This window comes from Bartonella sp. B1098 (genome assembly GCF_944896145.1).
Lineage (GTDB): Bacteria > Pseudomonadota > Alphaproteobacteria > Rhizobiales > Rhizobiaceae > Bartonella.
This window is the reverse complement of the sequence record NZ_CALYLP010000003.1, coordinates 512501-526648: the sequence shown is the minus strand read 5'-3', so window position 1 is coordinate 526648 and position 14148 is coordinate 512501. Positions and strand designations below refer to the sequence as shown.

At 39.9% G+C, this 14148-nt stretch carries 8 protein-coding genes and 1 pseudogene (1 of these 9 running past the window's edge); 6 read left to right on the top strand and 3 right to left on the bottom strand.

What is annotated here, in order from left to right; all coding sequences use genetic code 11:
- Positions 1-2: 2 nt before the first annotated feature.
- Positions 3-371, top strand: coding sequence for a glycine cleavage system protein GcvH (gcvH, locus tag NNJ85_RS06675; RefSeq protein WP_254474644.1), 369 nt, complete (start codon positions 3-5; stop codon positions 369-371).
- Between the two features lie 5 nt (positions 372-376).
- Positions 377-3172: an aminomethyl-transferring glycine dehydrogenase gene (gcvP, locus tag NNJ85_RS06670; RefSeq protein ID WP_254474643.1), complete on the top strand. Its 2796-nt coding sequence runs from the start codon at positions 377-379 to the stop codon at positions 3170-3172.
- 1119 nt (positions 3173-4291) lie between these two features.
- On the opposite strand, the gene alr is transcribed toward gcvP, so the two are convergent.
- The gene (gene alr / locus NNJ85_RS06665) at positions 4292-5407 is read right to left on the bottom strand and encodes an alanine racemase (protein WP_254474641.1); all 1116 of its coding nucleotides are present in this window, start codon (positions 5405-5407) and stop codon (positions 4292-4294) included.
- Positions 5408-6034: 627 nt separating this feature from the next.
- On the opposite strand from alr, the gene NNJ85_RS06660 reads away from it, so the two are divergent.
- Positions 6035-6865, top strand: coding sequence for a ferredoxin--NADP reductase (locus NNJ85_RS06660; RefSeq protein ID WP_254474639.1), 831 nt, complete (start codon positions 6035-6037; stop codon positions 6863-6865).
- A 159-nt stretch (positions 6866-7024) separates the two neighbouring features.
- Here the strand turns inward: NNJ85_RS06660 and eda are convergent.
- Positions 7025-7691: pseudogene (gene eda / locus NNJ85_RS06655) on the bottom strand (bifunctional 4-hydroxy-2-oxoglutarate aldolase/2-dehydro-3-deoxy-phosphogluconate aldolase).
- A 115-nt stretch (positions 7692-7806) separates the two neighbouring features.
- Here eda and NNJ85_RS06650 point away from each other — a divergent pair.
- The 3 genes from NNJ85_RS06650 to NNJ85_RS06640 all read left to right on the top strand — a co-directional run bounded on the left by NNJ85_RS06650 (position 7807) and on the right by NNJ85_RS06640 (position 12062).
- The gene (locus tag NNJ85_RS06650; protein WP_254474637.1) at positions 7807-8724 is read left to right on the top strand and encodes a rhodanese-related sulfurtransferase; all 918 of its coding nucleotides are present in this window, start codon (positions 7807-7809) and stop codon (positions 8722-8724) included.
- Positions 8725-10267: 1543 nt separating this feature from the next.
- Positions 10268-11401, top strand: a complete 1134-nt coding sequence (locus tag NNJ85_RS06645) for a type III PLP-dependent enzyme (RefSeq protein ID WP_254474635.1) — start codon at positions 10268-10270, stop codon at positions 11399-11401.
- A gap of 76 nt (positions 11402-11477) precedes the next feature.
- Complete coding sequence (locus tag NNJ85_RS06640; protein ID WP_254474633.1) at positions 11478-12062, top strand: GNAT family N-acetyltransferase; 585 nt, start codon at positions 11478-11480, stop codon at positions 12060-12062.
- A gap of 658 nt (positions 12063-12720) precedes the next feature.
- Here NNJ85_RS06640 and NNJ85_RS06635 read toward each other — a convergent pair.
- On the bottom strand, positions 12721-14148 hold the 3' portion of the coding sequence (locus tag NNJ85_RS06635; protein ID WP_254474631.1) for a DHA2 family efflux MFS transporter permease subunit. It continues 144 nt past the right edge of the window; only the last 1428 of its 1572 coding nucleotides appear in the window; its start codon lies off the right edge, out of view — the gene reads right to left on this strand; its stop codon occupies positions 12721-12723.

The window sequence follows — 14148 nt, the reverse complement described above, 5'->3', positions numbered from 1 at the left end:
TTATGTCTAAAACTTATTTTACACAAGACCACGAATGGCTTAGCGTTGAAGGACAAATGGTGACTGTTGGGGTTACACATTATGCGCAAGAGCAATTAGGCGATTTGGTTTTTGTTGATTTACCCCAAAATGGGACAAAACTTTCCAAAGGTGAGGCGGCGGCTGTTGTGGAATCCGTTAAAGCAGCTTCAGATGTTTATTCTCCTCTTGATGGTGAAGTGGTCGAAATCAATGAAGCACTGGCTGATAATCCTGAATTGGTAAACCAGAAAGCCGAAACAGAAGGCTGGTTATGGAAAATGACAGTGCAGGATGAAACACAACTGGAAGGGTTGTTGGATGAAGATGCTTATAAAGCTTTGATTGGATGAGTGTCATGATCGAGCGTTCTTTTTCTTCTCGACATATTGGGCTGCGTCCTGATGAAACACAAAAAATGCTTGATGTTTTAGAGCTCGATAGTGTTGATACACTCATTTCTCAAGCGGTTCCCAATTCTATCCATTTGGGACGTTCATTGAATCTTCCCAAGGCTGCGAGTGAGAGCCAAGCCTTGGAAGAACTCTCCAACATGATGGCGCGTAATTGTGTGCACAAAAGTTTTATTGGGCAAGGATATCATGGAACATTTGTGCCTCCGGTTATTTTACGAAATTTGTTTGAAAATCCAGCTTGGTATACCGCTTATACGCCGTATCAAGCAGAAATTAGTCAAGGTCGTTTAGAACTCCTGTTTTATTTTCAGACATTGATCAGTGAACTGACAGGTTTGCCTGTTGCTGCTGCTTCTCTTCTTGATGAAGCAACTGCTTTAGCGGAAGCCAATGCTCTTGCTTTTCGTTTTGCGCGGGAGAAAAAAACAAAAATTTATCTTCAGAGTCTTTTACATCCTCAGACTTTGAGTGTTGTGCAAACGCGTGCTGAAACACAAGGCATTCGGATCAGCTTTGAGAAGGAAATTTGTTCTGATACAGCGGCAATTGTTCTCTCTTGGCCCGATACAAAAGGTTCTTTTCATGATTATAGTGAGGTCATAAAAGAGGCAAAGGAAAAAGGTGCGCTGGTTATTGTTGTGGCTGATCCTTTAGCGCTTACGCTTATGGAAGCACCGGCAAAATGGGGCGCTGATATTGTTGTCGGTTCGATGCAGCGTTATGGTGTTCCGATGGGGTTTGGTGGTCCCCATGCTGGCTACCTTGCGGTGAGTGATGCGCTCACACGCCTTATTCCAGGGCGTATAGTGGGGCAATCCGCCGATACAGAAGGGCGCGTTGGTTTTCGTTTAGCTTTGCAAACACGTGAACAACATATTCGACGGGATAAAGCGACATCAAATATTTGTACAGCTCAGGCTTTGTTGGCTAATATGGCAACCGCTTATGCTGTTTGGCATGGACCAAAAGGCTTACAAGAAATTGCACAGCGGATTCATCATTTAACATGTCGTTTTGTTGCTGGTTTAGAGGCTGCTGGCATTTCTTGTGAAGGTGAAGCTTTTTTTGATTGTGTTAGCATTGTTGTGAAGGGGAAAGCGCGAGAAATTGCACATCAAGCCAAGATGAGTGGACGCCTTGTTCGTGTCTTCGATGATAATACTGTTGCAATCAATTTTGATGAACTGTCGACAGAAGAAGATGCTTCTGCTCTAGCACAGCTTTTAGGTGCAAAACTCGTTGATCAGGTGTCTCCAAGACTCTTTGGTCAAAGGCGGGATGGTGCTTTTCTTTCTCAACCCGTTTTTCATGCGGTTCATTCAGAGACAGATATGATGCGCTTTTTGCGTCGTTTAGCCGATAAGGATTTGGCACTGGATCGGGCGATGATCCCTCTTGGTTCTTGCACAATGAAGCTGAATGCGGCAGCTGAATTGGTGCCTGTAAGTTGGGCGAGCATGGCCAATATACATCCTTTTGTTTCACAAGAGGATGCGGCGGGTTATTTGGAGATGATTAATCAGTTAAATGCGTGGTTGTGTGAAATTACAGGATTTGCGCAAGTGTCTTTTCAGCCAAATTCTGGTGCTCAAGGTGAATATGCGGGGCTTTTGGCTATTCGACGCTATTACCACTCACGGGGAGAACATCAACGGACTATTTGTCTTATTCCTGCTTCTGCGCATGGTACAAACCCAGCTTCGGCGCATATGGCGGGCATGGAAGTTATGGTGGTAAAATGTTTAAGTGATGGCGATGTTGATGTAGATGATCTCAAAATGAAAGCGCAATTGCATAAGGATAAATTGGCTGCTCTCATGATTACTTATCCTTCAACCCATGGTGTTTATGAAGAAAGTATTAAGGAAATTTGTTCCATTATTCATGAAAATGGCGGACAAGTTTATTTTGATGGCGCTAATCTCAATGCACTTGTAGGGCTTGCGCGTCCTGCAGATATTGGGGCTGATGTTTGTCATATGAATCTGCATAAAACATTTGCTATTCCCCATGGAGGGGGTGGTCCTGGGATGGGACCAATTGGGGTCGCAGCGCATCTCAAGTCCTTCTTACCAGGGCATGAACAAGATGGCACAACCTATGCGGTTTCGGCAGCGCCTTATGGAAGTGCGTCTATTCTTGCCATTACGTGGATGTATATTCGAATGATGGGCGCTGATGGCTTAAAATATGCAACGCAAATAGCTATTTTAAATGCTAATTATATTGCTGCACGTCTTTCACCCACTTATTCCATTCTTTATCGAGGCAAACATGGACGTGTTGCCCATGAATGTATTGTGGATACACGCCTGTTAAAAGATCAGTATGGGGTGAGTGTTGATGATATTGCAAAACGTCTCATTGATTATGGATTCCACGCGCCTACGATGTCGTTTCCTGTTCCGGGAACTTTGATGATTGAGCCAACGGAATCAGAACCAAAAGCAGAGATTGACCGTTTTTGTGATGCATTACTCTCGATTGCTGAAGAAGCAAAAAAAGTTGGGAATGGGGTTTGGCCAAAAGACAATAATCCATTGGTGAATGCTCCTCATACAGTCGCAGATACTTTAGATGATGCTTGGGCGCGACCCTATTCGCGACAAGAAGCTGCTTTTCCCAATAGTTCCCTTGATCCAGCCAATAAATATTGGCCTCCTGTATCGCGGATTGATAATGTTGCGGGAGACAGGATGCTTATTTGTTCGTGTCCACCCTTGGGAAATACTTATTAAATAAAAAATATGTACTTAATTTGTTTATTTGTATAAAGAAAAAAAGCCTGCACATTTTGTGTGGGCTTTGTGTTTATTGAGCCATGCTCCTATGGCGTTATTTGTCTATTTTCTAGAATTTTTCCTTGTTTTTATAACATGAGCAAAATCGAAAAAGTTGACAAAAAAGCTGTACTTTGTAAGCGATAGGTATACTCTCCTTTTTTTCTATCGTATGACATGGTTTGAGTTGACTAGGCGCATCGGTTATTTCTAAGCCAGCCAATCTCCACATAAACGAAAGCAAAACCTATGGGGATAGGGTTTACAGTTTAGTACATGGGGTGTGACATGCTATTCTCACTAAAAAGACTATGATCGGTTGCAGAAGGAATAAATTCACTTTTAGTGCTTTTAATCATAAAGGTATGCGAAACTTTGTTGTTGTATCTCGTCAACTTTTCAGATTTTCGAGCCAAGCATTGTCTAAATATTTCTCTTCTACCGACTTTTTATGAAGATGACGCAAAAAATATGGATGAACACCTGTCAGAATAAGTAAACATAAAGCCAAATGAAATGGTGTTATGGTTGTTTTTTACAGAGTCCCTTAATAAAAAGCCGACACATTTTTCTAGTTTATTGCAAATCAGTTTTTGACTTTATGGCTTAATTTTTTTAAGAGCGCGTGTGCTTTAGCTGTTGCCCATCAATCAATATCCAAACCTAATATAGCAGCATATTTGCGATAGAGAGTGAGGCAAAAAAAGGCTTTATGAACAGTTCCAGCTTTTTCATGGCTGTATGCCAGATGAGGGCGAGGGATTGTCTATCTCTGTTGGGGGCATCTTTAAAACTGAAAGACAATCTCATTTTGGAAAAATGTAAAAGCTGTAAAGGTGAAAATCATTCCTCAGTTTATCATCTTCGTTAATTTATGTGAGAAAAAAGTTCAATTTTTGTGTTTTGGGTGACGTTTACTTTTATAAAACAGCCCATCAATTTGTCTATTTTGAGACTTCTGTGAATGGGCGGTGTCTCATGACTATGCTATATGATTGATTGTTGTAAAAACTTTCGTAAAAGCTCTCTGATTTTCTAAAATGATGATTTGTATCGGTTTATTTGTTTAAAGAGCCTTTAGGTGTAAATGTATTTATAGCGTGATCCAAGAGATGTTAGAATTTCATTGGGAAGGGTGTTGGCATCTAAAGATATTTTTTCAAGTGTTTGATGGGGACCAATGAGTTCTACCCAGTCACCTGTTTGAGGTTTTTGATCAAGATCGGTTGTATCTACAATAATGGAATCCATAGAAACGCGCCCAACCATGGGAAGTTTGTGCCCATTGAAATAAACAGCTCCTTTATTTGAAAGAGCACGAAGCCAACCATCTGCATAGCCAATAGAAATGGTTGCAAGAGTGCTTGGTCTGTTGGTTATAAAGCTTTCTCCATAACCAACAGGTGCTCCTGCACCAACAACACGGTTTTGAATGACTTGGGCTTCAAGTTTTAAAACAGGTTTTAGAAGGGATGGGTGTTTTCCTGAAGGGTCGATTCCATAAAGTGCAATACCGGGGCGAACGAGGTCAAAATAAAAATCTGAGCCTAAAAAAATACCTCCAGAATTTGCAAAGGAAACTTTACAAGGGGGCAGTTGTGCAAGGGCTGTTTTGAAAGAAGTTAATTGGGTATAATTTGATGGGTGAGTATCATCCTCTCCGTTAGCAAGGTGGCTGAGAATATATTTTATGTCTGCGTTTTCAAAAATTGTAGGGCGTTTGATGAGTTTTTGTAATTCTTTTTGATCAAGTCCTAATCGGTTCATATGGGTATCGATCTGAACAATTGCTGGAAATTTTTTATCCTTTTTTTGACAAATCTTTTGCCAAATTTCAATGGCATTCCAAGAGTTTAGGACAGGAACAATACCAGACTGTGCTACAAACTCTTCTGCTAAGTGTGGAAGTCCATTTAGAAGAGCAATCGTGACATCTGATGGTAAAATGCTTTTTAAGTGCAATGCTTCTCTGATTTGAGCAACAAAAAAAGTACGACACCCCGCTTGATAAAGGGCAGGGGCAATTTTGTGAGTACCTAGCCCATAGGCATTTGCTTTGACAACGGCTGAACATTGTGTTGGCGCTACCCGTTTGGCTAAAGTGATATAATTGGCCACAATAGCACTGACATCAATGGTTGCGACAGCTGCATAGAGGTGTGTGTTTATTTCATCATTAACGGATTTATTCATTTTTAAATCTTATCTTTGTTTGTACGTACGGTTTTTTCTTTGGTTATTTTACAGAGATTCCTTAGATAAAAGGAAAGGATATTGTCTGCGACAGTTAAAATCATTAAGTCTTCCATACTGAATTATGCACCATGAAAGTTGTTTTTTATGTAAAATGATACTCTGAATATAAGAGATATTTTAGTTTTATTTGTGTTGTTAGCAACACGGTGCCTTCTGATAATTTGTAAAACATAGGCTTTTGTTTTTTACTTGTTTTCTCTTGTTGAGGCGTATTAAAAAAATAAAGCATAACTTATTGTATTGTATCATTTTGAAGAGTGCAATGTTATGCTGTTGGTTGCGGATGAGGTTGTTTTGATTAACATACATGGCTTTCTTAACAATGGAAAATATGCGTTGTGTGTTAAAAAGGCGAAGAGAGTGCAGTGATTGTTTAAGGCTCAAAATTTTTATTTTTCTTTGAATATGATTTGTATTGGCATTTTCTTCATTCGATTAATTTGGACATAAAAATGTTAATCTTAAGACTTTTGTTTTAAGAAAATTGTTGGCAGATGTTTATGCAAGTATTATATCACGTCAGGGACTCGAAACTTAACGTTCAATAAAGATATGGGGAAGAGTATGAATACGTCTGCTACCAATGTTCCGTCAAACAGCAGCAGCGTTGCTTCAAATTTTCCGATTCCTGAGAATGTATACGCTCTTACTGTTCAAGAAGTTTATCATTATACAGATCGTTTGTTTAAATTTCGCTTGAATCGTCCGGAAAGTTTTCGTTTTCGTTCGGGTGAATTTGTTATGATCGGTTTGCCAAATGCAAAAAAGCCGATTTATCGCGCTTATTCGATTGCAAGTCCCTTTTGGGATGAACAGCTTGAGTTTTTTTCGATAAAAGTTCCAGGAGGACCATTAACTGAGCATCTGCAAAAAATTAAAATTGGTGATACAGTGCTTATGCGTAAAAAATCTACAGGAACGCTGGTTCTTGATGCTCTTATTCCTGGAAAACGCCTTTATCTTCTTTCAACTGGTACGGGGGTTGCTCCTTTTGCAAGCCTTATTCGTGATCCTGACACTTATGAGAAATTTTCAGAAGTTATTCTTATTCAAACAACGCGTGAAAAGAATGAGTTGACTTATGCAAAAGACCTTGTTTGCTCTTTGCAACAAGATCCACTGATTGGGACATATGCACAACAGTTGAAATTTTATCCTATGACCACGCGTGAACCTTCCGAGCATATGGGACGCATTACGACTGTTATGGAGAGTGGTGCTTTTTTTGAAACGACAGGTTTACCGAAAATTTCTCCTGATGAAGATCGGGTGATGATTTGTGGTTCTATGGCAATGTTAAAAGATTGTGCAAGGATGTGTGAAGGTTTTGGTCTTGTTGAAGGGGCGAATAATGCCCCAGCGACTTATGTTGTAGAGCGCGCTTTTGTAGGGTGATGATGAGGCTGGTGCTTTTTTAAGCAACCGGCTTGTCCAGAATTTTTCCTGATGAAGATCGGGTGATGATTTGTGGTTCTATGGCAGGAGTTAAAAGATTGTGCAAGGATGTGTGAGGGTTTTGGTCTTGTTGAAGGGGCGAATAATGCTCCCGCATCTTCATGTTGTAGAGCGCGCTTTTGTAGGGTGAGAGAGAAGTTTTGATGCAGTATGCGCTAAGGCACTCATCGAATCCCAATCCTTTATGGCAATGAGCTGTTAGGGCGTTATCCAAGAACCGCCAACGCAGAAGACGTTAGGAAGTTGGAGCCATTGTGTTGCACTCTTTTGTGTTAGACCGCCTGTAGGGCAAAAGAAAATTTCAGAAAAAGGAGAGGCTAATGCTTGGATGAAGGCAAGACCTCCAGCGGCTTTGGCAGGGAAAAATTTAAGATATGAATAGCCTTTATCGAATGCTTGCATGAGTTCACTTGGGGTCATTGCACCAGGAAGAAGTGGAATTTCACTATTTTTTGCACAATTGATTAATTCATTTGATAATCCAGGGCTTACGATAAATTTTGCTCCAGCTTGTTCAGCTTGTTCGTAGTGTGTTGTGTTGAGAACTGTTCCGGCTCCAACAAATAGCTTCAGGGACTTTTTGTGTCATTATCTGAATTGTTTTGAGGGCGTGTGGTGTTCGCAAGGTGATCTCAATTGTTTTTAATCCGCCTTTGACAAGAGCACGTGCTAAGGGTACAGCATTTTGTAAATTGTCGATGGTCAAAATAGGTATAACGGTTTGTCCTTGGAGGTATGATAAAAGGGTTTCTCTTTTTTGGCACATGATATTTTTTCTTTTTGGATATGGTATTGTTTATATCGTTTGATTAAGCACAATATGTTAAAGAGTATATGAATAGATCTTGAAATTGAATGAAACGCACGTTATGGCAAAACACATGGAAAAGAATTTTAAAGTTGCTGCACTTTATTGCTTTGCAGATTTGAAGCATTATCGTCAATTACAAAAGCCTTTGCAGGATTTATGTCGGGCAAAGGATATCAAAGGGACCCTCCTTTTAGCACAAGAGGGAATTAATGGAACTGTTGCTGGTTCTTGTGAAGCGATTGAGGCGTTGATCGATTTTATTACGGCTGAGCCAGCGTTTCAAACACCGGAGATTAAATATTCATGGGCATCAAAAATGCCTTTTCATCGCATGAAAGTGCGGTTGAAAAAAGAAATTGTGACAATGGGGGTTGAAGGGGTTGATCCGCTAAAAGTTGTTGGGACTTATGTGGAGCCTGAAGAGTGGAATGCTCTTATTCAAGATGAAGAAACAATTTTGATCGATACCCGTAATGATTATGAATATGCAATTGGGAGTTTTCAAGGAGCGATTGATCCACAGATTAAAACATTTCGCGAATTTCCTGAATGGGTGCGTCAACATGAAGCTGATTTGAAGAAAAAAAAGAAAATTGCTATGTTTTGTACAGGCGGTATTCGTTGTGAAAAATCAACAGCGTATGTTCGTGAACTTGGTTATGAGCAAGTGTACCATTTAAAAGGAGGAATTCTGAAATATTTGGAAACGGTCCCAAAAGAGGAAAGTTTATGGTGGGGAGAATGCTTTGTTTTTGATGAGCGGGTTTCTGTGCAGCATGGTCTTGAGGAATGTGGACGCGAGCTCTGTCGCGCGTGTCGTTCTCCTTTGAATGCTGAAAGCAAATTATCGCCTCATTATGAGGAAGGTGTTTCTTGTGAGGCTTGTTATAACACGCGTAGTGAAGCGGATAGAGAGCGTTTTCGTGAGCGCCATAGGCAATTTCAATTGTTGAAGTTGCGTGCAATTGATGCGCATCAAGGAACATAAGGTATCGGTCGTGTAGGGATTTAAATTTTAGCGTTTTTTCCTACATTTAAGAGAAAAGCGTCTTTAATCTTCGAAGAAAAGTATTTCATAAGACTGGATGTTATTCGGTCTTTTTCTTTACATTAATTTATTGATTGATAAATAATCATTATAGATTGTTCACTCTCCTTATTTAATAGGGTTGTGTCTTTCAAATACCTTTCATTTTAAAATAGAAAAACCGTTGACGAACAGTCTAGAACATTGATTTATAATAATTTACTGTTTCTATATTGAATCAATTAAAATCCATGTCTTTTGCACGTCACAAGCGAGGAAAGTCCTGTAGAGTAAAATGATACAAGAAAGACATACCTCTTATGAATCTTCTTAAATGTCAAGAGCTGTTGCACATTGGTTCAGTGCGTGATGATGATCGGCTTGCTTTTTGATGAAGCTTAAAGATGGTGAAACACAGTTGAGTTATACTATACCAGCTCTATTATACAGTGATTTTACATGATCTCTTGCTTTAAGGATAGAGTGAAATGGATGTTGAAAGTACGGATGTTTTTTTAGGATATCAGTGAGCAAGATAAAGGGTGTTGGGGGGAAGAATATCATTATCTTTAAAGATGCTGCTGATTCAGCCCAGATATCCCTAGACTTCAATGTTGGGATTCCTCGCATTAAAAAGGATTTATAAGAGATATTTTACTCTTTTTTCAACTGTTTTGTAGCCACACGCTGTTTTACACTGGTGATGTGAAAAGACATGATTTTGATTGATGCATTGCAAGAGAGGGGGAAATGAAAGTATTTTAAGATTGGATTCTTGATCTAGGGTTAGAATAATGAAAGTATCAATTATAAATTAATATGTTGAGTGTGATATGTTGCGTTGTTTTCTATGGATGATGTTGGAAAATAGAATGGGAAAGCTAAACAAGAGGCACTTTTAAAGCAAGATTGTGATTTCTGTTGTACGGATGGTGTAGGGGAGTGATCTCATAAAAGTGGGGGGATGGCTTTGTCTGGTGGCGGAGAGTGTTGCTTTTTAGCATCATGTTCTCTTTAAGAATTAAAAAATGTTTAAAAGTAAAAAAATGATTGAAATGAGAAAGGATTCGTTTTATAGGTCTCCTTGCCCAAAGTCGCACGTGCCTGTGGGTGTCCGCTGGTTCTCAAATGGTGAGATCAACCGGTACGGTACCTGGAACTAACCGCTCCAGTCATTCTTACAGCCAATTGCAAGAATGAGGACATCTTGAAGCAACGACGGTGCGGGCCTTTCTGGTGTCTTCCAGCTTTTAAATGCTGGGATTACTATAGAGGCACACCTCATTGCCTTCAGTGCGGAAGTGTTTTTCTCAACTCCAATCAAAAAGGCAGATAAAGTAGAATGACGCGGTTTTCGCGCTATTCTTTCGCTGCATGCAATGCTAATTTCTGGTTTTTTGTAATCAGAATGGGGATGGTTGTTGTGTGTTCTTTGTCTTTTGGTTCTTGGCAGTTTTGGCTGTCCAAGCATAGAGTGGGGGCTTTCCCTCGAGGAGAATTGCAGATGGCAACGCAACGTATTCGCGATTTTCTTGCAGCACATCGTTCTGAAGGTCCGTGTTTAATTGTTGACCTTGATGTTGTTCGTGACAACTATTTAAACTTTGAAAAAGCTCTGCCGCAGTCTCGTATTTTTTACGCAATAAAGGCGAACCCAGCCCCTGAGATCTTGCGTTTGCTAAGTTTTTTAGGATCTTCTTTTGATGCGGCTTCTGTTGCAGAAATTGAAATGGCTTTAAAAGCAGGGGCAACGGGTGAGCGTATTTCTTTTGGGAATACAATTAAAAAAGAGCGTGATATTGCGCGTGCCTATGCATTGGGGGTTTCACTTTATGCCGTTGATTGTGTTGAAGAAGTGGAAAAAATTGCGCGTGCTGCCCCTGGAGCACGTGTTTTTTGTCGAGTTCTTACCGATGGAAAAGGTGCAGAGTGGCCATTGTCACGCAAGTTTGGTTGTGTCCCTTCTATGGCGATTGATGTGCTAAAACGCGCACACCAATTAGGTTTGCAAGCCCATGGTGTTTCTTTTCATGTTGGATCTCAGCAAGTTGATCTAAGTGCGTGGGATCGTGCTTTATCGGATGTGGCTGCGGTTTTTAAAAATTTGGAACAAGAAGGTATTTCACTGAAGTTGGTGAATATGGGGGGTGGTTTTCCAACGCGTTATTTGAAAGATGTTCCTACAGAACAAGTTTATGGTACGGCAGTTTTTGATTCATTAAAAAAGCATTTTGGTAATCGTATTCCTGAGACAATTATTGAGCCAGGGCGTGCGATGGTTGGCAATGCTGGTGTTATTCGCACAGAAGTTGTTCTGATCTCTAAAAAAGCTGATAATGATAATGTCCGATGGGTTTATCTTGATATTGGAAAATTTAATGGTCTTGCTGAAACGATGGATGAAGCCATTCGTTATCCTATTGAGACCCCTCATGATGATAAGGTTATGGAGCCTTGTATTTTAGCTGGGCCAACATGCGATTCGGCAGATGTTCTCTATGAAAAAACACCTTATCCGCTTCCTTTATCTCTAACAATAGGAGATAAGATATTAATCCATGGAACGGGTGCTTACACAGCAACTTACGCATCTGTTGCCTTTAATGGTTTTGAGCCTTTACGATCGTATGTGATCTGAAATTTCCTTGTAACGATAGGTGTTTTTAGATTTTTTGCTGTGCTCGTATTGCACTATAAGAGGGTGGGTCATCGAGATGAACACGATTAATTTTCAAACAAAAAATGGGGCACGTTTTACACTTTTATTGGAGCAAGAAGCAGACAAGCCTTATCGAGAAATTTTGCTTGATGCAACGATGGGGCGTGGACGTAAACGTAAGTCATCAGAGGCTTTACGTCGTGGTCGGTTAGCGGCTCAAGGGCTTTCTTTTGTGGTTAAAAATGCGCTTGGTGAGCTTGTGGGGAGTGTGCGTCTTTGGCATGTGTCTTTTTTAAAAGAAAAAAATGAAACACAACATGCTTTACTTTTGGGACCTTTGGCTGTTGCTACTGAATGTTCTAGTATGGGAATAGGATCCATTTTAGTCCACCATGCAATTGAAAGAGCCAAAAAATTAGGATATGGCGCTATTTTATTGGTAGGAGATTGTGAATTTTATCAACGTTTTGGTTTTTCAAATCGTTTAACAGAAAATTTGTCCATGCCTGGTCCTTACGAAAAGCATCGTTTTCAAGCCTTGGAACTGATACCACACTATCTTTCTAGTTGTTATGGCACTTTGGTTGCGAGCGGGGAACGAGCCGTTTCTAGGCGTTTTCAGCATCATAAAGTGGCTTGAAGATTGTATTCATTCCGTTTTTCAACACTGCGAGCATTGAAAGAGCGCCTATTGGCAGGCAACAAAGGGTTTGTACAGAGCATAAAAAATAAAATCACATGTTTGAAAATTTCTTAAAAAACATATTCTTACTTCTTTACTCTAAAGGCAATGTTTTTCAAATGGTATGAGCGTGTCGAATACAGGATTCTCATTTCAAATTTCACATGCAGAATCAAAAAATCATTGTTCTATATAGAGTAACAGCCTCTGATCGTAAGGAAATTGGGACGTAAATAAAACTCAAAAGAATCATCAATCTTTTATGAAATACTTCAAAGAAAGAGGGCACCATGGAGAATAGGAAAAGAGAAAGGTGATCTATTCTCGTAAGCTTAAAAAGAGTGAAGCGCACAGAATCTTACAGGATCGTTTTTATGAAGACAGTGGCGTAAAATAGATTGCCTGAAAGATGAGCACTCTCATGACAGGGCAAATATTCTTTTAATGATTTTTCTGCCCTTTTATTTTTTACTGCCTAAAGAGCCATGCATTGAAAAGAATTTTTATCAGAAAAAATCGTTTAGAATCATATGTAGGTTTGTCTTATCTCTTAAAAGGCAATAAAGTTATAGAGAATAAAGGGAAGCAATAAAATATTTCTCAATTTAGGTTAAGTCTAGTGGCTTGGTGTAGAATCAGTGAGGGGTGGTATTTTTTTGAGAAAAATGGTCATAAATGTCAAAAGACCAAAGATGATGGTTATGATAAAGAAAATATCACTCAAAGCCATAATCGTTGCTTGGATGCGCGCTATACCAAATAGTTGAGAAAGAGCAAGCGTATACGAATCAAAGGTTTCTGTTTTGAAGAATAAAGCAAGCTTTGAAAGCATTTCAGTTGCTTGTCTATTTGCGTGATTGAGCGTTTCGGCTATTCGTTCGTAGTGGAAGTCTGTGCGTTTTGTCATGAGAGTGCTGATAATGGCAAGCCCTACAGCCCCCCCCAGATTCCGTGTGAGATTAAAAAGTCCAGAAGCATTTTGCATGCGTTCTGGCGGAAGTGTTCCCAAGGCAATGTTATTAACAGGAACCATACATAACATGACAGAAGCACCACGGAAAACTTGTGGCCAAAAGAGTTGCCAAAAATCCCAGTTGTCTGTGATAGAACTTGCCATCCAAGTTCCTATTGCAAAGCCCAAAAGTCCTATCGCCATCATCAAACGTGGATCCATTCGTGCGGAAAGATATCCGGCAAGGGGGGCGGTTAATAGCATGACGAATCCTGAAAGAAACAATGTTTCTCCAATCATGAGAGCATCATAATGGCGGATTTGGCTCAAATAAACAGGATAAAGATATGTGAGTCCATAAAGACCTATTCCCAAAGAAAAGGAAAAAATGGATGCAGCAGAAAAATTGAAATTAGAAAAAGCCGTAAGATCAACAATAGGCTCTTTTGCCGTAAAAGCGCGCCAGAAGAAGAGGACGGCAGCAAGAATCATGATAATGAACAAATTTCGAATCAGTCTATCATTTAACCAATCATGATGTGCGCCTTCTTCTAGTATATACTCTAAAGTTCCTAAAAAAACAGCCATAGAAATGAGTCCCAACCAATCAAATTTAGCCATGAGAGATGGGTTTGTTTTATCAAAATTAATTAATTTCCAAGCGAGAATTGAAATAATAATCCCAAAAGGCACATTGATGAGAAAAAGCCAGTGCCATGATAAGAGATGACAGAGATAACCGCCGACCGTTGGACCAATTGTGGGGGCGAGTGTTGCGACGAGTCCAACAATAGGGACGACAACTGGACGTTTGGAAGGAGGAAAAAGAACATAAGAGGCGACAAAAACGCTTGGGATAATTCCTCCACCAATAAAACCTTGCAATGCACGGTAGATAATCATCTCTTCAATGGATGTTGCTGTTGCACAAAGAATAGAGGTAATCGTAAATCCAATTGCCGAGATCGTAAAGAAAACGCGTGTTGAAAGCAATCTTCCTAAGAAGCCAGAAAGAGGTAACATGATGACTTCAGCGATGAGATAAGAGGTTTGAACCCATGAAATTTCTTCAGAGCTTGCAGCAAGACCCGC

What these genes read in the sequence shown, in the direction of transcription:
- gcvH (WP_254474644.1), top strand. Translation starts at nt 3, where the DNA reads ATGTCTAAAACTTATTTTACACAAGACCACGAATGGCTTAGCGTTGAA.
- gcvP (WP_254474643.1), top strand. Translation starts at nt 377, where the DNA reads ATGATCGAGCGTTCTTTTTCTTCTCGACATATTGGGCTGCGTCCTGAT.
- alr (WP_254474641.1), bottom strand. Translation starts at nt 5,407, where the DNA reads ATGAATAAATCCGTTAATGATGAAATAAACACACACCTCTATGCAGCT.
- NNJ85_RS06660 (WP_254474639.1), top strand. Translation starts at nt 6,035, where the DNA reads ATGAATACGTCTGCTACCAATGTTCCGTCAAACAGCAGCAGCGTTGCT.
- NNJ85_RS06650 (WP_254474637.1), top strand. Translation starts at nt 7,807, where the DNA reads ATGGAAAAGAATTTTAAAGTTGCTGCACTTTATTGCTTTGCAGATTTG.
- NNJ85_RS06645 (WP_254474635.1), top strand. Translation starts at nt 10,268, where the DNA reads ATGGCAACGCAACGTATTCGCGATTTTCTTGCAGCACATCGTTCTGAA.
- NNJ85_RS06640 (WP_254474633.1), top strand. Translation starts at nt 11,478, where the DNA reads ATGAACACGATTAATTTTCAAACAAAAAATGGGGCACGTTTTACACTT.